The organism is Paenibacillus radicibacter (genome assembly GCF_024721995.1).
GTDB lineage: Bacteria > Bacillota > Bacilli > Paenibacillales > NBRC-103111 > Paenibacillus_AM > Paenibacillus_AM radicibacter.
Genome location: NZ_JANQBC010000011.1, coordinates 58,401 through 83,550, shown reverse-complemented (window position 1 = coordinate 83,550; position 25,150 = coordinate 58,401). Strand labels below are relative to the sequence as shown.

General features: G+C 43.4%; 23 protein-coding genes. 16 read left to right on the top strand and 7 right to left on the bottom strand.

All coding sequences use genetic code 11. From position 1 onward, the window contains the following. Positions 1 to 61: 61 nt before the first annotated feature. Complete coding sequence (locus NV379_RS19375; protein ID WP_258208983.1) at positions 62 to 844, bottom strand: S-layer homology domain-containing protein; 783 nt, start codon at positions 842 to 844, stop codon at positions 62 to 64. Between the two features lie 189 nt (positions 845 to 1,033). On the opposite strand from NV379_RS19375, the gene NV379_RS19370 reads away from it, so the two are divergent. The 6 genes from NV379_RS19370 to NV379_RS19345 all read left to right on the top strand — a co-directional run bounded on the left by NV379_RS19370 (position 1,034) and on the right by NV379_RS19345 (position 7,529). Continuing rightward, positions 1,034 to 3,349, top strand: coding sequence for a glycoside hydrolase (locus NV379_RS19370; RefSeq protein ID WP_258208982.1), 2,316 nt, complete (start codon positions 1,034 to 1,036; stop codon positions 3,347 to 3,349). Between the two features lie 161 nt (positions 3,350 to 3,510). Further along, a complete protein-coding gene (kduI, locus tag NV379_RS19365; protein WP_258208981.1) occupies positions 3,511 to 4,344 on the top strand; it encodes a 5-dehydro-4-deoxy-D-glucuronate isomerase in 834 nt (277 codons plus the stop codon). Continuing rightward, positions 4,344 to 5,099: a DeoR/GlpR family DNA-binding transcription regulator gene (locus NV379_RS19360; protein WP_258208980.1), complete on the top strand. Its 756-nt coding sequence runs from the start codon at positions 4,344 to 4,346 to the stop codon at positions 5,097 to 5,099. Before kduI ends, NV379_RS19360 begins: the two co-directional genes overlap by 1 nt. Positions 5,100 to 5,116: 17 nt before the next feature. After that, positions 5,117 to 5,872: a 2-dehydro-3-deoxy-D-gluconate 5-dehydrogenase KduD gene (kduD, locus tag NV379_RS19355; protein WP_258208979.1), complete on the top strand. Its 756-nt coding sequence runs from the start codon at positions 5,117 to 5,119 to the stop codon at positions 5,870 to 5,872. A gap of 21 nt (positions 5,873 to 5,893) precedes the next feature. After that, positions 5,894 to 6,847 (top strand): sugar kinase, encoded by a 954-nt coding sequence (locus NV379_RS19350; RefSeq protein WP_258208978.1) that lies wholly within the window; start codon positions 5,894 to 5,896, stop codon positions 6,845 to 6,847. Between the two features lie 22 nt (positions 6,848 to 6,869). Further along, positions 6,870 to 7,529 carry a bifunctional 2-keto-4-hydroxyglutarate aldolase/2-keto-3-deoxy-6-phosphogluconate aldolase gene (locus tag NV379_RS19345; RefSeq protein ID WP_258209129.1) on the top strand — a complete coding sequence of 220 codons (660 nt, stop codon included), beginning with the start codon at positions 6,870 to 6,872 and terminating at the stop codon, positions 7,527 to 7,529. A gap of 88 nt (positions 7,530 to 7,617) precedes the next feature. Here NV379_RS19345 and NV379_RS19340 read toward each other — a convergent pair whose 3' ends face one another. Further along, complete coding sequence (locus NV379_RS19340) at positions 7,618 to 8,661, bottom strand: M15 family metallopeptidase (protein WP_258208977.1); 1,044 nt, start codon at positions 8,659 to 8,661, stop codon at positions 7,618 to 7,620. Between the two features lie 78 nt (positions 8,662 to 8,739). Here NV379_RS19340 and NV379_RS19335 point away from each other — a divergent pair, with 78 nt between their 5' ends. Beyond that, entirely contained in the window at positions 8,740 to 9,546 is an 807-nt protein-coding gene (locus NV379_RS19335; protein WP_258208976.1) for a DUF817 domain-containing protein, read from the top strand. An 87-nt stretch (positions 9,547 to 9,633) separates the two neighbouring features. On the opposite strand, the gene NV379_RS19330 is transcribed toward NV379_RS19335, so the two are convergent. Then, positions 9,634 to 9,849, bottom strand: a complete 216-nt coding sequence (locus tag NV379_RS19330) for a hypothetical protein (protein ID WP_258208975.1) — start codon at positions 9,847 to 9,849, stop codon at positions 9,634 to 9,636. Positions 9,850 to 10,034: 185 nt separating this feature from the next. Here NV379_RS19330 and NV379_RS26110 point away from each other — a divergent pair, with 185 nt between their 5' ends. Next, complete coding sequence (locus NV379_RS26110; protein ID WP_308860311.1) at positions 10,035 to 11,045, top strand: protoglobin domain-containing protein; 1,011 nt, start codon at positions 10,035 to 10,037, stop codon at positions 11,043 to 11,045. A 60-nt stretch (positions 11,046 to 11,105) separates the two neighbouring features. Here NV379_RS26110 and hmpA read toward each other — a convergent pair whose 3' ends face one another. Further along, positions 11,106 to 12,317 (bottom strand): NO-inducible flavohemoprotein, encoded by a 1,212-nt coding sequence (hmpA, locus tag NV379_RS19315; RefSeq protein ID WP_258208974.1) that lies wholly within the window; start codon positions 12,315 to 12,317, stop codon positions 11,106 to 11,108. A gap of 177 nt (positions 12,318 to 12,494) precedes the next feature. Here hmpA and NV379_RS19310 point away from each other — a divergent pair, with 177 nt between their 5' ends. From NV379_RS19310 to NV379_RS19290, 5 genes are all read left to right on the top strand, one after another. Continuing rightward, the gene (locus NV379_RS19310) at positions 12,495 to 12,929 is read left to right on the top strand and encodes an RrF2 family transcriptional regulator (protein ID WP_258208973.1); all 435 of its coding nucleotides are present in this window, start codon (positions 12,495 to 12,497) and stop codon (positions 12,927 to 12,929) included. Between the two features lie 9 nt (positions 12,930 to 12,938). Next, positions 12,939 to 13,496 carry a GNAT family N-acetyltransferase gene (locus NV379_RS19305; RefSeq protein WP_258208972.1) on the top strand — a complete coding sequence of 186 codons (558 nt, stop codon included), beginning with the start codon at positions 12,939 to 12,941 and terminating at the stop codon, positions 13,494 to 13,496. A 26-nt stretch (positions 13,497 to 13,522) separates the two neighbouring features. Continuing rightward, entirely contained in the window at positions 13,523 to 14,287 is a 765-nt protein-coding gene (locus tag NV379_RS19300; RefSeq protein ID WP_258208971.1) for an ABC transporter ATP-binding protein, read from the top strand. Then, positions 14,280 to 15,038, top strand: coding sequence for an ABC transporter permease (locus tag NV379_RS19295; protein WP_258208970.1), 759 nt, complete (start codon positions 14,280 to 14,282; stop codon positions 15,036 to 15,038). The genes NV379_RS19300 and NV379_RS19295 overlap by 8 nt, the downstream gene beginning before the upstream one ends. Before the next feature lie 226 nt (positions 15,039 to 15,264). Next, positions 15,265 to 17,637, top strand: a complete 2,373-nt coding sequence (locus NV379_RS19290) for an NPCBM/NEW2 domain-containing protein (RefSeq protein WP_258208969.1) — start codon at positions 15,265 to 15,267, stop codon at positions 17,635 to 17,637. A gap of 84 nt (positions 17,638 to 17,721) precedes the next feature. On the opposite strand, the gene infC is transcribed toward NV379_RS19290, so the two are convergent. Then, entirely contained in the window at positions 17,722 to 18,207 is a 486-nt protein-coding gene (gene infC, locus NV379_RS19285) for a translation initiation factor IF-3 (RefSeq protein ID WP_258208968.1), read from the bottom strand. 54 nt (positions 18,208 to 18,261) lie between these two features. Next, positions 18,262 to 18,756 carry a metal-dependent hydrolase gene (locus NV379_RS19280; protein WP_258208967.1) on the bottom strand — a complete coding sequence of 165 codons (495 nt, stop codon included), beginning with the start codon at positions 18,754 to 18,756 and terminating at the stop codon, positions 18,262 to 18,264. Positions 18,757 to 19,343: 587 nt separating this feature from the next. On the opposite strand from NV379_RS19280, the gene NV379_RS19275 reads away from it, so the two are divergent. Beyond that, positions 19,344 to 21,227, top strand: a complete 1,884-nt coding sequence (locus NV379_RS19275) for a heavy metal translocating P-type ATPase (protein WP_258208966.1) — start codon at positions 19,344 to 19,346, stop codon at positions 21,225 to 21,227. A 292-nt stretch (positions 21,228 to 21,519) separates the two neighbouring features. Here the strand turns inward: NV379_RS19275 and NV379_RS19270 are convergent, their stop codons facing one another. Next, on the bottom strand, positions 21,520 to 22,926 hold the full coding sequence (locus tag NV379_RS19270; protein WP_373426137.1) for an FAD-binding oxidoreductase: 1,407 nt from the start codon (positions 22,924 to 22,926) through the stop codon (positions 21,520 to 21,522). Positions 22,927 to 23,218: 292 nt separating this feature from the next. On the opposite strand from NV379_RS19270, the gene NV379_RS19265 reads away from it, so the two are divergent. Further along, complete coding sequence (locus NV379_RS19265; RefSeq protein WP_258208965.1) at positions 23,219 to 23,719, top strand: GyrI-like domain-containing protein; 501 nt, start codon at positions 23,219 to 23,221, stop codon at positions 23,717 to 23,719. Between the two features lie 100 nt (positions 23,720 to 23,819). Further along, on the top strand, positions 23,820 to 25,133 hold the full coding sequence (rpoN, locus tag NV379_RS19260) for an RNA polymerase factor sigma-54 (protein ID WP_258208964.1): 1,314 nt from the start codon (positions 23,820 to 23,822) through the stop codon (positions 25,131 to 25,133). Positions 25,134 to 25,150: the final 17 nt, after the last annotated feature.

Here is a 25,150-nt window from a genome sequence, read left to right as displayed (position 1 = left end):
AAAATGGTTGAACAGGAACGTGACCCTGCTCAACCATTTTTTAATGTGAATGTGAACCCAATTAATTTAATTTCGCATCGTTAAATGCGAATATCATATATTGTTTCAGGGTTTCACTGCTGTCGTCTTTATCGAAGCGAGCTTTACCTTTGAGAATATCGTTTAGCTGCTTAAGATCAAGTAAGTTCGGGAACTCATTCATCGCTTTTCCTTTGGCTTTGACAAAGTCCGTAATCACTTTGGATGCTTCGGCGCGTGTTACAAGACCGTCTGGGTCAAAGCGGTTGTCATCTTTACCGACCATAATGCCTGTCCCGAACACAATGGAGATGTACGGGCTGTAGTCATCCGCTAAGATTTTCTTATAATCTTTAAGTGGCACGAACGAGTCTTTGAAGCTGTCTAACGTACGAACGAACGTGTTGTTGTTAAAAGCAAGAGACTTTGCGATTAGCTTCGCAATATCTTTGCGTGTAATCGGATCATCTGGTTTGAATCCGTGCAGAATGTCCAGGTCAACAAGAATACCATTGTTAAGCAAAGACAGCATATCTTTCTCTGCCCAGTGCCCATCTATTTCTTTTAATTCTTGAGAGTCGTTCACTTTTGTATTGTTAATGCGGGATAGAATGCTCATAAATTCCGCTTTGCTGATCGTTTTCTCTGGCTGGAACTCTCCAGTCTTGTAACCGATGATGTAGCCATCCATGTAAGCTTGATTGATGTAAGATTTTGCCCAGTGGGTATCAGATACATCGAGGAACATCGAAGGTAATTTGAACATGGAGTCACCGGACGCGGCATAAGCAGGAGTGACTGTACATAGCGCTAGGATTATGGTCATGATGCAGGATAGTTTTTTCTTCAAGTGGTTCATCTCCTTCAATAATGGCTGTGAGTCATTAGACATACAATTTGACGTAACTTACTTATTTTATAGGCAATGTAAGGGTGTTCATATAGTCTATTGGTCACTATTTTTGCCACATTGGTGTAACATTCGCCTTTTATGATAGAGTCAAGGAGTGATGGTATGAAGAAAAAGGTAATTTGGACGCTTGTTGCAGTACTTTGTGCAAGCATGTTAACCGGATGTACGAAACCGAAAGAAGAAGCGAAGAACGAAGTTTCAGATCAAGCTTTGGAGAAAATGGGACAAGACTTTACGTTCGATGTAAACCCAGAGACGTTCGACATTACAATTGAACATGGTGGAGTAAAGGAAAGTGCGTCACTTCCTCTGCCGAAAGCAAAAATATCTGATTATGTAAAAGAAGCAAACAAAGTGTCATGGAGTTACCCGAATGAGGCAAAAGTGACAATTGAAAAGAAGAAAAACTACTTGGATATTCAGATTGATTCCTTAGGAGCTAAACAATTTATGTGGCCACAGGTATCGGCTGAGTCTTACACGTTACCGCTGTGGGAAGGGAAGAAAATTCCGAGTCAAGACCCGCATTGGAAAGCTTTCTTGAAAGATGAGGCTTTGACTTGGATCGAATCGTTCTCGATGAACTTTTTTGCGTTGAATAAGAAGGATTATGCGCTCATGTATATCGTAGACAATCCATTTAATAACGAATTGGAATTCGACACGGCCCAAGCGATTAGTTTCAAATTCAATCATAAATTCCCCTCGATTAATGAACAGAAAAGTTATGGATTTAAGTTGTTTGTTACAGACAATGATCCTGTGCAAATTGCGAAGCTTTATCGAAGTTATATGAAGCAGAAGGGCGAATTCGTAACGCTTGAGGACAAAGTAAAAGACAACCCAGATATTGCGAAGTTGTTCGGTGCGCCTCACATTTATTTGTGGAACGATGAACTGCTGCGTGAAGATAATATCAAGTGGGAATTACTGCGAACGAAGTTGAATGCAGATACGAACAAGTGGATATCGGAGTTATTAACGAAGTATTCACCTGATGGTGCACAGGAGTTCAATACGGTATCCAAGCAAGCGATGAAGCAGGACTACCTCGATCGTTATCAGAAAAGAGTGCTGCTGCGTGCATTCAATCAACTATTGAAGTTAGAACAGCTATATCAACCACAAGTGTTCACTTATTTAAGTCCGACAGCGAAGTCGCTGGTGGATCTAGGTGTAGACAAACTAAGCGAGCAGAAGTTGTATGAACTGAATAAAGAATTACTCAAGAGTTTATTGTCGGATGCTGCAAGTGATGTGATTGAATGGGGCAAATCGAATTCAACTGCTATTGTTGCAGATATGAAAAAATCCGGCATCAATCGCGCGTGGGTTGGCTTGCCAAACTGGGCGAATGGACTGATGAATCCAGCATTTGTAGATGCTGCAAATAAAGAAGGCTATCTGATTGGACCTTATGATTCCTATCATTCTATTCAGGAGAAAGAAGACAAGTCGTGGAATACAGCTTACTTTAAAGATGCTAGTTTATATGAAAATGCGACGGTTAGTCGGGAAGATGGAACCAAAGTGAGCGGGTTCTTAGGAAGAGGCCGCAAGCTCAACCCGACGCTGTCGATGCCAAGTGTGAAGCAGCGTTTAGATGAAATTATGAAAGATGACATCAGCTTCAACTCGTGGTTCATTGACTGTGATGCGACAGGAGAAATCTACGATGATTACTCGCCAGACCACATTACGACCCAATCACAGGATCTGAAAGCCCGTCTTGCGCGGATGAACTACATTGCCAAAGATAGAGGCATGGTCGTTGGTTCTGAAGGCGGGAATGATCTAGCGAGTACAGTCATCGCATTTGCCCATGGCATTGAAACGCCTGTGATTAAGTGGGGCGACGAGGATATGCGTAAGAATAAGGAAAGTGAGTATTTCGTAGGTGCGTATTATTCATCAACTGGCGGTATCCCTGAACGTTACAGCAAGCAGGTGCCGATTAAAGATGCATACAAGCCGATCTACATTGATCCGACGTATTCGGTTCCTTTGTTCAAGCTCGTGTACAACGATTCTGTTATTACGACACACCATTGGGAATGGGATAGCCTCAAGATTAAGGGTGAAGTAGGCAATCGTATGCTGCAAGAACTGCTGTATAATGTACCACCCATGTATCATCTCGACCCTGAGAATTGGGAGAAGAACAAAGCGATGATCACGGACTATCTTAAAGTATGGGCACCCTTCCATGAACAAGCGGTGAAGAAAGAAATGACCGGCTATCAAGTTCTATCTAAAGATGGCAAAGTGCAAATTGCGATGTATGGCAATGACATGTCGATAATCGCTAATTTCTCGGATCAAGATTTTGACTATAAAGGCGAGACTATAAAGGCGAAGTCTGCATTAATTAGCAGTAAAGATGGTAAGACAACATTTGAAGTGAAAAAATACAATTAAGATGAAATTGTGGTACTGTTGCAACGTAAATGTTGTGACAGTACTTTTTTTTGTGTTATTAAATAAACATATATGTACATAAATGAACGTTCATATTATAATCAAATAGAAGAAAAGGAACTTGAATATTTAAAATAAATCATATATTTGGAGGTTACCCCATGCAAATTAGACATGCAGTAAGCCCAAAAGAAACAAAAGGAATGGATACAACACAATTGCGTGAACAATTCCTGATTGAATCGTTATTCGTCCCTGAGCAATTAACGATGACTTATTCCCACGTAGATCGCTTTATTGTAGGTGGGGTGCTACCCGTCCAAGAATCGGTGAAACTTGAAGCAAGTAAGCAAGACATTGGTGAAGAGTATTTCCTCAATCGTCGCGAAATCGGGATCATTAACGTTGGGGCAAAAGGAACGGTTTTTGTCGATGGTGAGACATATATGATGGAATTCCGTGATTGCTTGTACATTGGACTCGGTGCGAAAGAAGTCTTCTTCCAAAGTGAAGATGCGTCATCCCCTGCCAAGTTCTACTTCAATTCTTGTCCAGCGCATAAAGCTTATCCAACTACGAAAGTTGCGATCACAGAGGCAGAACCCGCACATAATGGTCAATTGTCTTCCTCTAATGAACGTACGATTTATAAGTATATCCATACGGCAGGTGTGCATAGCTGTCAGCTTGTAATGGGCATGACACTGCTTAAGCCTAACAACATGTGGAATACGATGCCGTGCCACACGCATTTGCGTCGCTCGGAAGTGTACTTCTATTTTGACATGCCAGAAGATGGAGCTGTGTTCCACTTGATGGGTGAACCTGAAGAGACGCGCCATGTGGTGATGCGTAATGAACAAGCTGTTATTTCCCCGAGTTGGTCCATCCATAGCGGTGTAGGTACGAGCAATTATACGTTCATCTGGGGGATGGCTGGTGAAAATCAAGAATTCGGCGACATGGATGGCGTTGCAATGAGGGATTTGAAGTAATGTCATTATCGGTAATTAAGAGACACGAGAAAATCATGGAACTTTTGCTTCAGGATGGAGAAGTGAAAAGTGCAGGGCTAAGTCAGTTAATGGGTGTTACAGGTAAGACCATTCGTGAAGATTTAGAGAAGCTTGAAGAGCAAGGATTATTGTCTCGCGTACACGGTGGTGCAGTTCCGAAGAATGACGGTCATGTAGGCTCATTCCCTGGTCGCGCAGCAATGACGAATTGCTTACAGCAGAAGGGTGAGCTGGCAGCCAAGGCGCTAGAGCGTATCGAACCACGCGACATTATTGCGCTGGATGGCGGCAGTACAACACTTGAGATGGCAAGACGCTTACCGAATGCGCCACTTACAGTTATTACGAACGATCTGTTTATCATCAGTGAATTGGTTCATAAAGACCAGATTCACTTGGTCGTTCCGGGTGGGTATCAGAAGCGAAACTTGCTTGTGAACGGAGAATCTCTTTCTTTTTTGAAAAAGTTAAATGTGCAGAAAGTGTTTATATCGACGACAGGTCTTCACTTGGATTACGGTCTGACGATCTATACGTCTGATCTAGCAGAGCAGAAGCAGGCACTCATCGAATGCGCGAAATATCGTTATTGTGTTGCGGATCATTCGAAGTTCGATAAGTACGCGCTCATGACATTTGCACAGTTATCAGAAATGGATGCAATCATTACGGATTCAGGATTGGATGCAGCGATGCGTAATCGCTATCAGGGTGCAGGTGTGCCTATACAATAATCGACGGGGTGACGGTTATGAACTTATTTGATCTAAGTGGTAAGAAGGCAGTTGTGACAGGTGGGGCACGTGGTCTTGGAGCGGGAATTGCACTTGGACTTGCGGAAGCAGGTGCAGATGTTACGGTTGTGACGACACATAGTTCATCGGACGATGTGGTGGGTCAAATTCAAGCAAGGGGTCGTGAAGCTTATACGATCACAGCAGATTTAAGCGACGAGAGCATCTTGCAAAGCGTAATGGATCAAGCGGTTCAAGCAATGGGACGAATCGATATTCTAGTGAACAATGCAGGGATCATTCGACGTACACCAGTTGCAGACCACGCTGCATCCGATTGGCACGATGTACTGGATCTGAATCTGAATAGTGTATTCTTCCTTAGTCAATATGCGGGTCGTGAGATGATCAAGCAAGGTTCGGGTAAAATCATCAACATTGCATCCATGTTAACGTACCAAGGTGGGATTAATGTACCAGGTTACACGGCTGCTAAGCATGGAGTGGCAGGGATTACGAAAGCCATGGCAAATGAATGGGCAAGTAAAGGTGTGAATGTGAACGCAATTGCACCGGGCTACATGGCAACGGACAATACAGCAGCACTTCGGGCAGATGAGGATCGTAATAAGTCGATCTTGGATCGAATTCCTGCAGGGCGCTGGGGAAGAGCGGAGGATTTGCAAGGTCCAGTCGTATTCTTAGCTTCTAACGCTTCGGACTATATGCATGGGCATGTCCTGTGCGTGGATGGCGGATGGATGAACCGATAAGAGGATAAGGATGTGTTTACGATGCATCAATTATTAGAGGTTATTACGTTCGGCGAAACGATGGGACTGATGATGCCGACTAGCAGTAAAGGTATCGAATACACGAGTACGATGGAATGTTCATTTGGCGGAGCGGAGAGCAATGTTGCTATTGGCCTTTCTCGACTTGGGCATCGTGTGGGTTGGTTTTCTAAGCTCGGTGAAGATCCGATAGGCACCAAAATTGTCAAAACCATTCGTGGTGAAGGTGTGGATGTATCTCGAGTACAATTCTCTACTACGGTTCCAACTGGATTAATCATACGTGAAGTCGTAGCAGGAAAATCTTCCGTGTATTATTATCGGGCGCATTCGGCTGCGAGCCGGATGACTGAGGCAATCTTGGATGAATCCTATATCGCTTCTTGTAAAATATTGCACATTACAGGCATTACGCCTGCATTAAGTGAACCTTGCTGCGAGCTCGTGTATGAAGCAGTTCGCCTAGCGAAGAAGCATGGGGTTCGGGTCAGCTTTGATCCGAACCTTAGGCTGAAACTCTGGAGCGTGGAACAAGCCCGCAAGATGCTGCTCCCGCTGGCAGCGCAAGCGGATTACTTCCTGCCGGGCATGGACGAGCTGAAGCTCTTGTATGATACCGAAGATGAAGGTGTCATCTTCGACAAGCTGCATGAGCTTGGTAATGTGTCCGTTGTCAAAGGCGGTGACAACGTGACGTACCTCGTGGAACAAGGCGCTGTGCGCGCTGTCCCATACATCCATGTCGAGCATGTTATCGACACGGTTGGAGCGGGGGACGCCTTCTGCGCAGGCTTTCTAAGTGGTCTCCTTAAGGGCGAATCCCTTGAGGAAGCCGTTCGCCTTGGTAATCTTCTTGGGTCGATGGTTATTCAAGTTGAAGGAGATTGGCAAGGACTGCCTACTTGGAAGCAAGTACAAGCGAAGTTGAACCTTGCGGTGCATGTGGAAAGATAAGGAAGAAGAAGGGACTTCTAATATGCATAAATTGAAATTGATTCAAGCGATACATGAGCATGGTGTTGTAGCCGTGATGCGTGGGGACAATTGGCAGCAAGTTGTCGAGATGTCAGTTGAAGCGATAACAGGTGGCATTAAGGTGATTGAGGTGACGATGACTGTACCTCATGCACTTAAAGCGATTGAAGCGCTACGTGAACGTTACTCGAGTACAGCGACAGAACCTGAGCATTATGCGATTATTGGAGTCGGCACGGTACTTGATCCAGAAACTGCACGAATGGCGATACTGGCAGGTGCGGAGTTTGTCGTTGGACCTTCATTAAATCCGGCAACGGTTCAATTGTGTAATCGATATCGTGTGCCAATCATGCCGGGTGTGATGACGATTCAAGACATTCAGACTGCACTTGAACTTGGTGTGGATGTTGTGAAGTTGTTCCCTGGCAATATGTATGGTCCACGTACGATTAAGGACATCAAGGGACCGCTTCCGTATGCGAACATCATGCCAACTGGTGGTGTGAATGTGGTGAATCTAGGCGAGTGGATCAAAGCAGGTGCATTCGCTGTAGGCATTGGCTCAGACCTTATTGCAGATGCATTGGAAACAGGTGATTACACACATGTTAGACGCAAAGCGGAGCAGTACATGGCTGAGTTTGCGAAATATAGATAATAAAGACTTGTATGCGTCCCTTACGAATTTAACATTCGTGAGGGAGGCAACAAGTCTTTTTCTTAATGCTATTAGGATATAGTTTGTATTATTTCCCACCTTGAACAGGCACTGCATCTTGGAAGTATTCTTCCAGTGTTAACCCTTTGGCATGAATCTCTTTGGCAGCATCGATACCGACGAAGCGGATATGCCAAGGTTCATATTCGTAACCTGTAATGCTTTCCTTACCTTTGAGGAAACGAATAATAAATCCATATTCATGGGCATGAGCCGCAAGCCATTTGCCTTCTACTGTATTTATGAATGATTGCTCAATCTGGTATTTGGCACTTGCACTGGATACATCAATTGCAAGTCCAGTCTGATGTTCACTTTGTCCGGGGCGTGCACTGAATTGAGCAGCTTTCGCTTCACCTTGTGTCTTCACATTGTGGGCGAATACACCTTTTTGCGTTTCGTAAGAGCGATATGCAGATATACCTACGAGCTTAATGTTTTCTTTGGCTGCACCGGCGAATAGTTGCTCTAGCGCAGTTGCAGCTTCTTTGCGCATCATTCTTTTTTCAATTTTATCGTTGAAGGAGAATGGCACATTCGGGTAAACCAAATCTGGTGGGATATAACCATCTGGCAATGCACGCTGTTTATTTACAACGACCATGCGGTCGATTGCGTTCGTTACAACAGAGCTACTACCATTTGCTTTAGCTGTGCTTTCAAGTGAAGCTTTGACGGTCACGAAGGTTTGTTTGATTTTTCCATGAAGTGAAATGGTAATCGTGACGGATTTGCCGTTCGTATCTTTGTCGAATACTCTCATCAAACCAGTTTCGTCTATAGCAATTACTTCAGGATTGCTCGATTGGTAGTTGATTCCCTTCGCTTGGCTGACATTTTCTTTCTTGTCATTCGTCATAATGCCTTCGACGAGTAAAGATTGCACGGTACCTGGGCTTACAATGAGTTCGCCCGCTACGTTCAAGTCTTTGAGCTTATCTGGCTTAACAGATTCTACGCTTTTGTCAGTTCCTGTGTCGCCGCTAGATGAGCCGCCAAAACAGCCGCTTAAAGCGATGGATAAGGCTAGTAATCCACTTGCAATTGCGAGTCTTCGATGTTTCATGTTCATGATGTGTACTCCTTATTTTTACTAGTATGATATAATTCTGTAAATGAATAGTAAGACTTAGAAAGGTGCTAGGATGAAATGCTACAAAAGATAAAGTTATTATGGACATTTACAAGGCTGGAAGCGCAGTCGTGCTTGTTCCCTGTCCTTATATTTGGTGCACTGTTCTTATTTAAATTTGTAAAGGTGCCGTATATATCGACTTATGACATGATGCTGATCGTATGTTTGCTAGCGCAGTATATCTTGTATCGAACAGGTATCGAGTCGTGGGACGAAGTGAAAGTGATTGGTCTATTCCATTTGATCGGACTTGCACTCGAACTGTTTAAGGTTTATATGGGTTCATGGTCATATCCACAAGAAGCTTGGACGAAAGTCGGCGGTGTGCCGCTATACAGCGGGTTTATGTACGCTTCAGTTGCTAGTTACTTGTGCCAATCGTGGCGACTAATGAAGCTTGAACTGCATCGCTATCCGCATCCAGCTTTGTCGATGACACTCGGTATTGCGATATATTTGAACTTCATGACCCACCATTGGCTCTGGGATATGCGCTGGTGGTTAACGGGTATCTTGTTTATTCTCTACTTCCGCACGTATGTGTCGTTCCAATTGGGAGAGACAAGGCTTCGAATGCCGCTTATTGCGTCCTTCTTCTGCATCGGTTTCTTCATCTGGATTGGCGAAAATATCGCGACAGCGCTTGGCGCATGGCAGTACCCGAATCAACGTGAAGCTTGGGCACTCGTATCATTTAGCAAAATATCGTCTTGGTTCCTGCTCGTGATTGTCTCTTTCATCATCGTTGCCAATCTCAAGCATGTGAAGAATAGGAATCACATCAAACATTCTACCAGTAGGAATAGGAAGTTGTCGAATTAGATAAACATAAGAAAAACACCCCTCTATCACCTATAAACGCACCATTTGGTACGCTTTTGTGACGGAGGGGTGTCTTTTTGCTGTTTGTTAAAATAAATTTACGACAAATATAAACACTGCCGCACTTACAGCCGATAATCCAATGAAGGTCGTTCCTGACTTTTTATTGGCTTGGAAAAATCTCAGGATTCCAAGGGAGACCAAGGAACCGATCAAAAGTACGAATACTAATATGATGAAAAATTGAGGCATTGTAATCGATGGATCAATGACAGCTGCGTCCAAAGTGAACATTCCTTTCATTATGAAAATTGCGAATATAGCCCAATTGTACTGCTACAAAATGTCAATGTCTACGCGGTTCATAATATGTTCAAAAACAAATCCATATTCATAGGTTTAAGGATTGGATTCACCTAGCTTCTGAATTACAATGAAAGAGTTGTGAATATTTAGTAAACAGTGTCAATAGGGGGCTAGGAGTAACAATGATCTCAATCATCGACCAGAGAAGATTGCAACAAATTCAGTATATCGGTATTACGAATCAAGAACTGCAATTGCTACAAAGTCATGAAGCAACTTTTAAGAAAATTGTACATGCTGTAGTAGATGAATTGTATGCACAAATCATTAAGAAGGACGAGCTTCGCAGCATTATCGAGAAGCATAGCAGCTTGGATCGCTTGAAGGAAACGCAAGTCTGGTATTTTCTTTCACTCGCAACAGGAAATATTGATGAATCGTTTATTGAGCGCAGATTACATATTGGAGCGATTCATTCCCGAATTGGTCTGACAACGGATTGGTACCTGGGTACATATATGATTTATCTAGACATTGCAATTGCTGAATTTAAGAAGTTGCTGCCTGATCAGTGGCCAGGCGTTATTCATGCGCTTACGAAGATGTTCAATCTGGATTCACAGCTCGTACTTGAAGCGTATGAGCGTGATGAGAAGCTCAAAATTCAAAGGATTGCCGATGAGAAACAGCATATGCTAACAGGGATATCGGCAGCCGTTCAAGAACTAGCTTCCATGATGTCTGAATTAACTGTAAATACCCAATCGATTGCAACTACTGCGATGAGTACGGCAGAGTCACAAGACAAAGCGAACAACTTAGTGACCTCCCTTAACGATGAGGTTGGGCACATTCATGAAATGGGCGATTTAATGAGAGAGATCTCCGATCAGACTCATCTGTTAGGTCTTAATGCAGCAATTGAGGCAGCAAGAGCAGGTGTAGATGGTCGTGGATTTGAAGTGGTTGCCAATGAAATTCGTAAGCTTGCGAAACACTCGAAGAAAGCGTTGTCTGAAATTCAGGATAAATTAGAGATGATTACATCTTTGTTAGCGCAAGTTCAAGTAGAGTCAGAGGGAACGGCTAACAATGCAAGGAATCAGGCAGCTCATTCGGAGGAACTCGCTTCTTTCGTCTCGATGATCGAGCGTGTAACTTTTGATTTAGAAAATTTAAAAGGAATTTCTTAATTAACCAACACACCCCGTAATCCGAACCAAACAATTGGGGGATGACGGGGTGTGTTTATATCAACGTAAATTGCCGAATGCTTGAGCAGAACCGAATACTTCATAGTGAATTTGGTCAGCAGGAACACCAAGCTCCTTGAGCATCGTACAGGCTTGTTCCATAAACGGTACTGGGCCGCAGATGTAAGCTTCAATATCTGTTGCAGGTAGAGCGGATTCCAAGATCTCAAGTGTGATGCGACCTTCATAATCATAGTTTTGTGCATCACGATCTTCAGAAGTAGGCTGTTCATACAGCGTAATGGCACGAGCATCAGGTGTTTTTTGAGCGTAATCATGAATTTCTGCTGCAAAAGGATGCTGCTCACCATTTAACACCGCATGTACGATGGAAACTGTGCGAGACTTCTTAGCTAGTGGACGTATCATCGAGAGCAGCGGCGTAATACCGATACCGGCCCCTAATAAAAGAGCAGGTCGCTTGCTTTCTTTATCGAGAACAAACTCACCTTGTGGCGGTGTTAAGAGTAAGACATCACCAACATCTGCTTGTTTATGCAGGTAAGTGGATACAACGCCATCGGCATGATTGCCACCACGTTCATGCTTCACACCAATGCGATAGTGGCCGTCACATGGACAGCACGTAAGGGAATACTGACGAATGTGATCGTAATGACCATCGTTTATTTTGATAGACACATATTGACCAGGTAGGAATTTTGCTATAGCCCCACCATCTTGTGGTTTGAGATAGAAGGCATATACACTTGCTGATTCACGGACTTTGCGATCGATAACAAAGGGTCTGAAATCGCTCCAACCGCCTTCTTTTTGTAAAGATTCGTTATACATATTAGCTTCTGTTTGAATGAAAATATCGGCGATTACGCCGTATGCTTTGCCCCATGCCTCGATAATTTCAGGTGTTGCAGCATCGCCAAGTACTTCCTTAATAGCGGCTAGCAAATTTTCTCCAACGATTGGATAATGCTCAGCTTTGATGCCAAGGGATACATGTTTGTGAGCGATTTGCTTCACGACAGGGATAATGGCTTCTAATTGATCGATATGAACAGCAGCTGCATAGACCGTGTTAGCTAGTGCTTTCGGTTGGTCACCTGCTTTTTGATGGGCTTGATTAAAGATATTTAGCAGTTCCGGGTGTTTTTCGAATAACCGTTTGTAAAAAGTTTTCGTAATTTCATTGCCGTACATTTCAAGTACAGGAACGGTCGATTTAATAATGTTACGTGTGTACTGATCTAGCATGTTTACTCGCCTCCGTACGATTGTAATGAATCAGTTGTAATAGATCTTACAATTAAAGTTATAACACAAATACACCTTTAAAGATACATTATTAATACATCTTATGTGGCAAGCGTGTTACAATTTGTGAAATGGGATGCAATGGCTTAATCTATATGAAGAGTGGAGGAATGACCGATGAGATTGACGTACTACACAGATTATTCGCTTCGCGTTCTGATGTATTTAGCCGTGCTGGAAGAGGGTCAGAAATCGAGTATTGGAGACATTGCAAGGTCATATGGGATATCGGAGAATCATTTGATCAAAGTGGTGCATGAGCTTGGTAAGCTTGGACTTATTGCCACTTCAAGGGGGCGCGGTGGCGGTATTAAACTTGCTGTTGACCCGAAGTCGGTTCGAATTGGAGATATTGTGCGCCAAACAGAGAAGGACTTTGATCTAGTTGAATGTTTCGATGTGTTGACCAATACGTGCAAGCTCTCTTCATCATGTAAACTTAAACACTTACTTGCTTCTGCACTTCAAGTATATTTAAATAAACTTAATGAATACACATTGGCAGATATTGTGGAAGATCCGTCTACCATTCAAATTTTATTACAGGAGTGAGTGAGCAGCATGATACGAGCAGCAAGAGCATCTGACAGTAAAAGAGTTATTCCATTATTGCACTCTGCAATTGATAATATTGCGAATAAGCTTTCAGGATATGATGATGAAGCGCGCATGTACGAGGCGCTAGAAACCTTTTTCGAACAGGGGGATAATCGTTTAAGTTATCGAAATACCATTGTTAAAGAAATAGATGGCAAAGTGGTTGGCTTCGTGCTTTCTTATGACGGTGGTAAGATGGACGAGCTGGATCAGCCGATTATTAAGCATTTAATTGAAGTGACCGGAAATCCAGATGTGATCTTGGAAAAAGAATGCCGCGATGACGAATACTATCTGGATTCGCTTGCTGTGGATGATGCGTACCAAGGCCAGGGCATCGGTAAAGAGCTGATGAAAGCTTTTGAAGTGCGAGCAGCTGAAGAAGGTCATGATAAAGTGGCACTTATTGTTGAAAAAGATAAACTTGGTGCTTATGCGCTCTACGAGAAGATGGGATATCGTGCAGACGGCAAACTAATCGTTTGTGAACATGAGTACACGCATATGGTGAAGCCCGTTTAGCTTTGTTGTGGGGAGAGAATTCATACGTGATACTACAAGTTGATGAGCTTGGCAAAATGCATTCGGGTAAGCAGGAGCAAGTTTTATTTGCTCATGTCTCCGCTACGATTGAGGAGCCGACTCGAATTTGCATGATCGGTGCATCAGGTCAGGGGAAAAGTACGCTGCTGCGCATCATCGGATTCATGGATCGTGAAGATCAGGGGCAGGTTCTGCTGCAAGGGAAAGATAGAAGCAAGTGGGTGCCACGGGAGTGGCGCAAGCAAGCGAGCTATGTTGCACAGCAACCTGTAATGTTGGCAGGGACGATTGAAGATAACTTACGCGTTGTCAGTACACTGCATCAGAGTGTATTCGATGAAAAGCTAGCTAAGCGCTTAATGGAGCGTGCGGGCCTGACGGAGATGGCATGGAGTAAACCGGCAAGTGATCTATCTGGTGGGGAGAAGCAGCGACTTGCACTCGTACGGTCGATGCTGCTTCGCCCTGCCATTTTACTATTAGATGAAGTGACGTCATCTCTTGATATGCATAGTAAGCAGTTAATTGAGATGATGTTAATGGATTGGCATGAAGAAGAGGAAACGACACTGATCTGGGTAACTCATGATATGGATCAAGCTAGGCAATGTAGCAGTCGGCTCTGGTTTCTGGCGGAGGGGACAATTCTAGAAGATGTATCGACGGTAGATTTCTTCGAAGAGCCACGGACGCAACCAGGAAGAAAGTTTCTAGGGATCCAAAGTGTACGTGAAAGAAAGTGGAGTGGGGAGGGCATTAATTATGTCTAATCTCGCACTAGTCTTAACGCTGGTCTTTGTTGGTATTACAATGCTACTTTCTATGAAGCAAAAGCTTGGTCTTGAGAAAGATATTCTCATTGGAACGATTCGAGCTACTGTGCAATTGCTTGCGGTCGGCTATGTCTTACAATTCGTGTTTGCGACTGAGCAGGTGCTGCTCGTTATTGTCATCATTGGGGTTATGATCTTGGTTGCGACGTGGAATGCCGCGCAGCGGGCGAAAGGGGTGACAGGGGTATTCTGGCGTATTGCGGTCGCGATTGTGTGCACCGAGATCATTACGTTAGGCTTACTTCTTGTGTTGCAAATTATTGAGCCAACCGCACGCTATATGATTCCACTTAGTGGGATGATTATCGGTAATGCAATGGTCGCTTGTGGGCTGTTCTTAAACCAGATGAAACGGGAGGTCGAATCGATGCGCGGTGAGATTGAGACCTATTTAGCGCTAGGAGCAACAACGCGGCAAGCGATACATCCTGTAATGAAACGCTCTGTAAAGTTCAGCATGATCCCTACAATTGATACGATGAAAACAGTCGGAATCGTTCAACTCCCGGGTATGATGACGGGAATGATCATTGCAGGGGCAAATCCAGTCGAGGCGGTCCGCTATCAATTGTTGATTGTATTTAGTCTATCGGCATCTGCTGCAATTGCAAGTATGATCTTAAGCTTCCTTAGTGATCGCTTGTGGTTCACAGCCGATACAAGACTCAGACAGACGTTGAAATCATAGACATGTATGTCCTAACACGATTAAGTAAGGGTGCCAACTTTGGGCACCCTTTTTGTATAAATTAAAACATATTTACTAAATCTTATTGCAAATTATTAAAATATTCAGTAAAATTTAACTAAATCCTTGTGTCGGATCTGAATTGAAAGCGTGTACATAAAAGATTGGCTTGCTTTCAACTGATGCAGAGGTTGATCCTATTATTGGCTAAGGAGGCTATTATTCGATGTTACCAAATGCGAAAAAGGCGAAATCATTGTTAATGCTCTTCTCTTTATCGGCTGGATTGTTCACAAGTTTTCCATCGAAGTCGGTTGAAGCCGCAAGCAGCAACCTTACCTTGACCTCTGGAAGTAAGTTATTACAGGATTCCTTTGAGTGGGCGAAGAACCGAGCATTAGGTATGGATGTCACAACGGATAATATCCAGGCAGTTCGAGAAAGTATTGGCTGCATGCAAGCAGGTGGATGCGAAGATCCGCGAGTCAAAGATAAGTACGCTGTCAAACCACTTATCCCTGCTTACTGGGGCTCTTACACGAATCGAGAAGCATTCTGCGACCGAGATATTGCACATCAGTCTGCTGCTGGACATTTACTAAATATGGATGAGCAGACATTCTCAATGCTGCGTACATTCGCGAAGGGGGCAAATAACAATCCTGCGAACCCGTATTGGCCCAAATGGTCCTATGATTTCATGGGTGATCCTTATTATATGGATTCGGATTGGCGTGAGCTTCCAGTACCCTTCGAAATTGTGCAGAAAGCGTATGAACAATATTTGTGGACTGGTGACACGAAGTGGATTAATGACCCGGAATTATTAACGTATTATGAGAACATTCATACAAACTTTATGAATTTGCAAGATGAAGATCACAATGGGGTAGCGGATGAGACGAAGCAATTAGCTACGTATTGGGAAGATGTAAATTTGAAGTTATTTGAAGCAGGCGACTCGATCGGCAGTCAGTATCAAGCATTGGTATCTTATGCGAAGATATTAGAAGCAAGAGGAGATATGGCAAATGCGGCTGTTTATGAACAGAAGGCAGCAGCACTGCGCAATTATTTTGAAGCGAATTGGTATTCAGATGCGGATGGACGTTACATTCGAGCGTTCCATTATGATGCGAATCACAACAAAGTGGGTCTCACGAGCTGGGGACATGAGAATAGCATCTTTATGCCGCTGAAGCTCATTACCGATCAAGGTCCGAAGACAGCAGAGTATCTGAACTTTATTCATCAATCCGTTGTGCAGCAGCCGCTCGGAATTGAAGCGACAACTTACTTGCCGGAGCTATTCTATATGCATGGCGAGAACGATAAAGCATGGCAATGGCATGTGAATGTGATGAATAGCAGAAATACGTACCCTGAAGTTTCATTCATGATTGTATCCAATACGATTAATGGCTTAATGGGGGTTCGTCCAGATGCACCGAACCATACCGTATACACAGTGCCAAGACTTGTGAATGATGTTCCTTGGGTTCAAGCGGATCATGTACGCATTGGCGGCAATGACCTAACTGTTCGTCATGATGGGAATAATAAGACAACTTTGAAGAACAATGCTGGTGAATCCATGACATGGGAAGCGCAATTCTATGGCAATTATAATGAGTTAATTGTTAATGGCAATCGTGTACCGGCAAGTCACAAAGATTTGAATGGCAAGGCGATCTCTTATGTTAGTGTTCCTGTGCAATCGGGCAGTGAAGCAATAGTAAAAGTACCAGGTGTAATTTCTAACTTCTCGGATTATGTAAGTGATCTGAATTGGGTGAGTGCAACTACGGACTCGGGAGTCGTTCAGAAAGACAAGAATTATGGAGGGAATTTAATAAAATTAAACGGGAAGACGTATACAAAAGGGATCAGCGCGCATGCGAAAAGTCAAGTCGTTTACAATCTGAATGGTCAATATCAGTCCTTCACTGCTGAAGTAGGTATCGATGATGATGTGCAGGATCAAGGCCCATCAACTGTTGTATTCCAAGTCTACGGCGATGGGGTTAAGCTATTCGACAGCGGTGTGATGACTCCGACAAGCCCTACACAACTCGTAAATGTAAGCGTAGCCAATGTGAATGAGTTAAAGCTTGTTGCTACAGATGGCGGCGATGGGATCAATTCGGATCATGCTGACTGGGCAGATGCTAAATTGATTTATCCATGGCATTATGTAAGTGACGGATATCCAATCTCCACAACTGTTGGGTATCGGACGGTTGCTGATGACAAGAGTGTGGATCAACATCCGCTGAAGCTGCAGGGCACAACGTATGGAAAGGGATTGGGTACACACGCAAATAGTGAAATTGTGTATGAACTAAACGGACAGTACAAGCGCTTTACTTCAATTGTTGGTGTGGATGATGAAGTTGGTCCATATGGGACTGTCGTTTTCCAAGTATTCGTTGATGGTGTGAAGCAATATGATAGTGGTTTAATGGTTGGTGGTGGATCACCTGGCAAAGTCGATGTTGATTTAAGTGGTGCTTCCCAGTTGAAGCTAGTCGTAACAGACGGCGGGGACAATATGACTAATGATCATGCCGATTGGGCTGAGGTGAAGCTTTACCGTTAATCATGAAAAAGAGGTATCTCATTCTACTTGAAGTAGAGGGATACCTCTTTTGTGGTCTTGTTGAGTACTTTAAGCTGGGCAAATCTAGCTTGGTTTAATGACGACAATGACATGCTTGCCGCTAATTTGCAGTCCTGTTTCTGTCTTACCTAACGGAGCTAGATCGTTAACGAGCTGCTGAGCAAGCTGCTTGGACGGGTCTGTCTTTTTCTTCTCTACTTGAATGATAAGTTGTACAGCGTCGCCAGCACTTAAGATGCGCTCAGCTTGGCGTTTTTTCGTATCATAATCATGGTCTTCAATAAATGGAGAGAGCTTGAGTTCTTTGACTTTCAACCCTTTAGCCGCTTTACGTTCCTGCTGCTTCTCTTTGTTCTTCTCATTCTTGTAGTCACCGCGGCTAACGAGCTTACAAGGAGGAGGGCTTGAAGTTAAGGATAGGCAGACCAGGTCGACCTTCAATTCCTTGGCAAGACGAAGCGCTTCTGTCGTTGCTACAATTCCTAAGTCCTCGCCATCTACACCAGTTAAGGCGACTTCAGATGCTTTGATTTTCTCATTCATGATCATATGAGCTAGACCTCCTGTGGATTCTTATGTAGAAGTATACATGTCGTTAATCCTTTAATTAAACAGATGACTGCTTGGCATCCATACCATGAAGCCGATGAGAATACCTCGGAAAATAAGTTCCCCCGCGGAGCCTGTTTCAATTGATAAAGATTTGGGGAGTATGCGAAATTTCTTTTTCATAGGCCATAATAACGCAACACCTTGTATATTGAAAAGATCCAGTGTGGGATGCGATGCATAGGCGATTAAGAACGTCCACTTGAATAGATCAGGCACAGGTGAAAGTAAGAGTCCGATTGCAATTAGAAATAAAATGGAATGCGTCATTGTGCGGTGGCGTATCTTAATGGCTCGAAGCAAGCTAGCGAGCGGGAACAATACTTTAGCCATTATAGAGCCTGGTTTATCGACATCAGCCATTGGGCCAGCGATACATCCGATCATGAGTGCGGCGGCAGATTCCCAAGATAATAAGGGAACATGCATTGAAAGTATGACACCTTCAGCCGCAAGTAAGCCAGCAAGGCTATGGGTTTTCTGTAACATAATGATTTCCTCCAAGTTGATCTTAGCTGTCGCCTTGCAAAAGTGAAGCAACAATCCATTATAGCAAACATATGATCTCATATCTATTCGAGATTGCATGTAATAAATAGTTGACGGAAATTCGTTTGTCACCTATACTTTTATCATAAGTTGCCTACACACAAAATTTATGCATACAAACAACAATGAATATCATTCTCAATCATGCTGTTCCTCTTAGGGGGAACAGCATGAGCTATATTTAGGGTAGTAATAACGATTATCATTGTTAATGGATTAGAAGGGGGAATGAATATTTTGCGGGGAATAGGCGAATGTATATTGATTTAGAGTAATTTCTAGATTATAATAATTATTATAAAGTTTCCTATATACAAAAGTTATGCCCATCGTAAAAATGAATATCATTCTCAATCATGCTGTTCCTCTTAGGGGGAACAGCATGAGCCATTTTTAGGGTATTAATAACGATTATCATTCACATTTAACTTCAAATTCAAATTCAAATACAGGGAGAGATTATGATGAGCCAGACGGTATCCAGTATGAATGACTCAGCAAAAGTAAAAAGGGAAGAGGGGGTCTCAATGAAACAAAGACTACAAGATTTCTTGGAACAATACGGAGAGATTACAGGCGCACTAGCAAGTGGTGTGCTCATGGCGATTGCATGGATTCTAGGACATTATACAGATGGACCCGTGTATCTAATTTACCTAGCCGCTTATATCATTGGGGGATATGTGAAGGCGAAAGAAGGTTTGATCACGTTAGTGAAAGAGAAAGACCTCGACGTGAATTTATTGATGCTGCTCGCAGCGGTTGGTGCTGCATGTATCGGTTATTGGGCAGAAGGTGCGATGTTGATCTTCATCTTCGCATTAAGCGGTGCGCTTGAGACATTCACGATGAACCGCAGTTCCAAGGATTTGTCTGCACTCATGGGATTAAAACCGGAGACAGCGATTCTTTTTCAAGATGGTAAAGAGACAGAAGTGCCGATTGGCAGCCTAGAGATTGGTCAGATTGTGATTGTAAAACCAGGTGAGCGCATTCCAGCTGATGGGATTGTAAAAGAAGGGGTTTCTGCGGTTGATCAAGCGTCCATTACAGGAGAGTCTTTGCCCGTAGATAAAACGGCAGGTAGCGAAGTGTTCGCTGGAACACTCAATGGTCAAGGTGCATTATTCGTCGAAGTGAAGGAAACGAGTGAGTCCAGTTTATTTTCGAAAATTATTAAATTGGTTCAAGAAGCGCAAAGTGAAATGCCGAAATCTCAAGTGTTCATGGAGAAATTCGAGCGTGTTTATGCAAGAGTGATCTTGCTAGTTACGGCTGTATTGATGTTCTTGCCGCACTATGTTTTTGGTTGGAGCTGGAATGATACGTTCTATAAAGCGATGGTATTCCTCGTTGTTGCATCACCTTGTGCGCTTGTCGCATCGATTATGCCGGCCGTGTTGTCCGCAATTTCCAATGGAGCTAGAAAAGGTCTCTTGTTCAAAGGCGGTGCACACATTGAGAATTTGGCACAAGTGAACGTGATTGCATTCGATAAGACAGGTACATTAACACAAGGTAAGCTTGCCGTGACAGATGTTCATACTTTCCAAGGGTATACAGAGCAACAATTTATTCAAATTGCGGCGTCACTTGAAAGTTTGTCCGCGCATCCCATTGCCAAAGCGATTGTGCAAAAAGCAAAAGATATGTCGCTAGAAATTAGAAGACCGATGGACTTTGAATCGCATACCGGTTGGGGGATCGAAGCTAGTTATTGTATCGACTCTTGGAAAATTGGTAAGCCTGGCTTTGTGGAAGAGAACTTGAAGGCTGATCCGCAAGTGATGCAGCAGATTCGTACACTTGAGAAGCAAGGTAAGACGGTTATTGCTCTTCAAAATTCGCAAGGGATTGCGGGTATTATTGGATTGCAGGATCGTGTACGTCCCGAAGTAAAAAGCTTTATTGCGAAGCTTAGAGAAAGCGGCGTTCGGGTAGCGATGCTGACAGGCGATCAGAAGATGACAGCACATGCGATTGCCGAAGAAGCAGGCATTGACGCGAATATGGTGTACGCAGAGCTGCTTCCAGAAGATAAGCTGAACGTAATTAATGAGCTTAAAGCGAAACATGGCAAAGTCGGCATGGTCGGTGATGGCGTGAATGATGCACCTGCACTTGCAACAGCTTCTGTTGGTATCGCGATGGGTGTAATGGGTAGTGACGCAGCACTTGAGACAGCGGACATTATCCTGATGAATGATGACTTGAATAAAATCCATGAAGCGATTGTATTGGGAAGACGATTGAAAAAGATTGTAAAGCAAAATATGATTTTTGCGCTGACGATTATTGCATCGCTCATTATCTCGAACTTCGTGATCGGTGTGCCGCTACCGCTTGGAGTTGTTGGACATGAGGGAAGTACGATCTTGGTGATATTGAATGGGTTGAGGTTGCTTAGGTAAGGGAAGCTACGGTGAATGAAGGGATATGGGGGGAGTGGCGCTACGGTGAATGATATACCTTCAGTCGCTATGACTCCGTGTCCCCTGAATGTAAGGGTAAATAGGTAGGGACACTCCGGCATCAAGGCGACCGCTATCGCTCTTCCGGTACATCATTCTCCTTCGCTCCCCTTACCACGTTGGGTGGGGAGGCAGGAAAAGAAATGAAACAAACCCAGTCTGTAAAAGGACTGGGTTTGTTTTTTTAACCTTTAAATATCTAATTATGGGGGTATCAATTCTGGTCAACTAATCACTTCACCGGTATACTCTGGGCGAAGCGAAACACATTATGTGGGTCGTATTTTCGTTTTACACGCTTAAGTCTTGGGAAGTTGACACTGTAATATGCCCTAGGCCAGTTTTTAATCTGCAAATCAGGGAAGTTTACATAATCGCCAATGACGAAAGGGCGCAGCGCTTTGCGGAATCGCTTGACCCACTTTATATTTTTCTGTCCTTCGTTTTCGTTTCGCCAACGTGCGGATAGTTCATAGATAGTCTCTGCCTTCCGATGCGGATAGGCTGTTGCGGTCGGAGATATTCGGCTCACCGCACTTCCTGCACCGCCTAAGCTTTGACACCATACGGTAGAGTGCTTGTTGGGCGCATGGGCTAGGGAATCACGGATGATCTGTACGCCAGCCCGTGGCAGGGGCTTATAACCGTAAGCTCCAGATATTTTAAACTTGGGTTCTAGATTGAGGTCGGATTCAGCAAAAAATTGAGTTGCTTCAATAAAGGATACGGTTCGCACCATGACTTTCACAGGGGTTCCTGCTTGAAGCAATGGTTTAATTAATTGTCGGAGTTCCTCTGCACTGCCTAGTAGTTGACCGGTAGAAAGTATCGTCCCTACTTCCTTAGCGGCTACCTCTATGGTGGAAGTTAGGCGATTCGTAACAGAAGGTGCCCAGCGCTGCCAAGTTGGGAATACCTTCTCTAGATCACGCCATTTCCATGTAATGCTGTAGATTGAAACATTCTGGATAGGTTGCACGCCAAATGTATACGATGTCGCAATGCCGAAACTTCCTCCTCCGCCACCTTTGGAGGCCCAGAGGAGGTCGCTATGTTTGTTCTTGTTGACTACGATCGACTTCGCGCTTTGCTGCCCGGATGCAACGACCATCTCCACTTGTTTGAGATTATCGCAGGTTAATCCATATTTACGTGTCAAAAGACCAATCCCGCCACCTAAGGTAAGTCCAGCAACGCCAACATCAGGAGCTGTTCCAGCTGGAAGTGCGAGGCGCTTATTCCATAGCTTCTGATACACGCGGGCAAGGGGATTGCCTGTCTGTATGCGTGCGATTCTATTCTTGCGATTCACTTGAATCTTATTCATTTCGCTCACATCAATGATGATTCCGCCATTAACAGCTGAAAACCCCTCATAACTGTGTCGACCGCTGCGTGCACGAAGTCGAACACCATGCTCACGAGCCCATTTAACTGCGTTTATCACATCCTGTTTTCGTCTACAAAAAACGATGACCCGTGGAAATTTAGAAAACCGTCGATTGTACTCCATTCTGGCTGCATTGTAAGTAGGGTTTCCGGGTATCACGATTCTTCCAGTCAATTGAGTGCCGAGTTTCTTTCGCTTTAGTACCAACTCATTTTCACCATCCTCGTTCAATGCGTACGTTTTTCCCATCTGCTTATACCTATGTAGGGACAGCTGACCGGGTAACGGCATACGCCTGCCTGTTGGCATAGGTGAAACCTCTTATTCTATTAAAAAAGGGATCAAGTAATTGGTTCACGAATATTACTTGTATTATTTTACATAAACATTAAAAAAGGTCATTTATGAACAGAAAGATTTAATTTAACAACAAAGTGGCACTAGATAATTATTTCAGTGGACTGGAGGCATCACAGATCGGAGCACGAGCAGCAAGGAATATGAAGAGCAGGCGTACAGGTTTAGTTAAAACGAAGTCGTGATGAAAGAGGTAGTTACGATGCATATCGAAATAATAGATACCGAAGAAATCACAACCTATGTAGGTATTCGAGCAACTGCTAATTTTTTTAACATGGGTGAAAGTGTTAATCAGGCATTCATGGAGCTAGAGCGAAGAAAAGATGAGATCCGTCATATAACGAACCCGACTGTCACCTACGGTATAACCCCGCCAAACTATAAAGGGAACACAAGAGTTATTGATTTCTATTGTTGTTATGAAGTGGAACCGATGTTAAATTTGCCTCACGGCATGGTACATATTCACTTACTACCGCGACTATATTCACTAACCCATTATGTGGGACCTAGTAGTCTGACGGGAACCGCTTATGATTATACTTCAAAATGGTTGAGTGAAAATGGCTATGCGTATGATGATGTTGCTTATTATTTTGAGAGATACGATGAGTTAACAATCAGGGATAACGATACGGTGAAGAATGAGGTTAACATTTATTGTCCGGTGAAAAAGATATAAAAAGCGATGTTTCACTCCACAATCCGCAAACTTCCAAGTTAAACTTGGCATGATTCTTGCATATAATGAATTAAACAACGCTGAGAAAGGGTGAGTTCGCATGAACATGACGTATAGCTTGAGTCAGGAACAGCATATCAAATTATACATGACACCTGAGCTTAAGCAGTCTATTCATATTCTTCAACTCTCAAGCGCAGAACTGAATGCTTATGTGCAAGAACGTGCAAGTGAAAATCCACTGATTGAAGTGGAGTGGAAGCAAGATCCTTTTTCAATAAAAAGTAAGCGCTTTAATGAAAAATATAGCCATCTTGATTCGCTTGGTAGTTTAGCTGTTCATGTTGATACTTTGGAAGATTGGATTATGCAGCAGCTGAGGATGACTTCCTATAATTTAGCCGAGTTCAAGGCGATCTCATATTTTGCAGGAAATTTGAATGATGCGGGGTATTTAGCTATAACGGTTGAAGAAACGGCTAAGGCATTGCATCTCACTTATGATGATGTTGAAAATGCGCTCGCTAAGCTGCACACATTCGATCCAGCAGGCATTGGAGGACGAGACTTACAAGAATGTCTCACCATTCAGATCAAGCGTGATGAAGATGCGCCGGTTGGAGCACTTGAAGTTGTAACTTACTATTTGTCTGAGCTTGCAAAAGGTAAATACGACAAAATTTCTAAAGAATTAGACATAAATGAGAAAAATATGCCTAAAATTCTGGACTACATTCGTACGTTAAACCCGCGTCCAGGACTTGGTTACGGTCGTCATGAGAAAGAAAATATCGTTGTAGATGCAGAAGTTTCTTTTGCAAATAACAATTTAGTAATCGAAATGAAACGAAGTACTTGCTCCAAAGTCACGATTAATCGCGAGTATGTCGATCTAGTCAAAAGCGCTCAAGGCGAGGAAGTTGCCAGCTACATTCAAGATCAAATGAAGTCAGCTCAGTGGTTGATTCGCAGTCTGGAGTACCGTAATGATACGCTTTTTAAAGTGATCTATGCGATTGTACAGGAGCAGATGGCATTCTTCGAAGGGGAGGATGGTAATCTTAGACCGATGAATCTAAGGCATTTGTCTGACACGCTAAGCATACATGAATCGACAGTAAGTCGTGCGATTAAGAACAAGTTTATTGATACACCGAGGGGGATTTATGAGCTGAAGTACTTCTTCTCAAACGGAATTCAGACTGCTAAAGGTGAAGATATTTCGTCAAGGGCTGTTAAGAGCACTATTCGTGCATACATTCATGAGGAAGATAAGCGTAAACCGCTATCGGATCAGATTATTGCGAATATGCTTCAGAAGAGTGGAATCGAAATTTCAAGACGGACGGTCGCCAAATACCGAGAAGAAGAAAAAATATTATCCTCTTCTTTACGAAAAATGAAGGCAATTTGAGAAAGTAGGTATGCTTC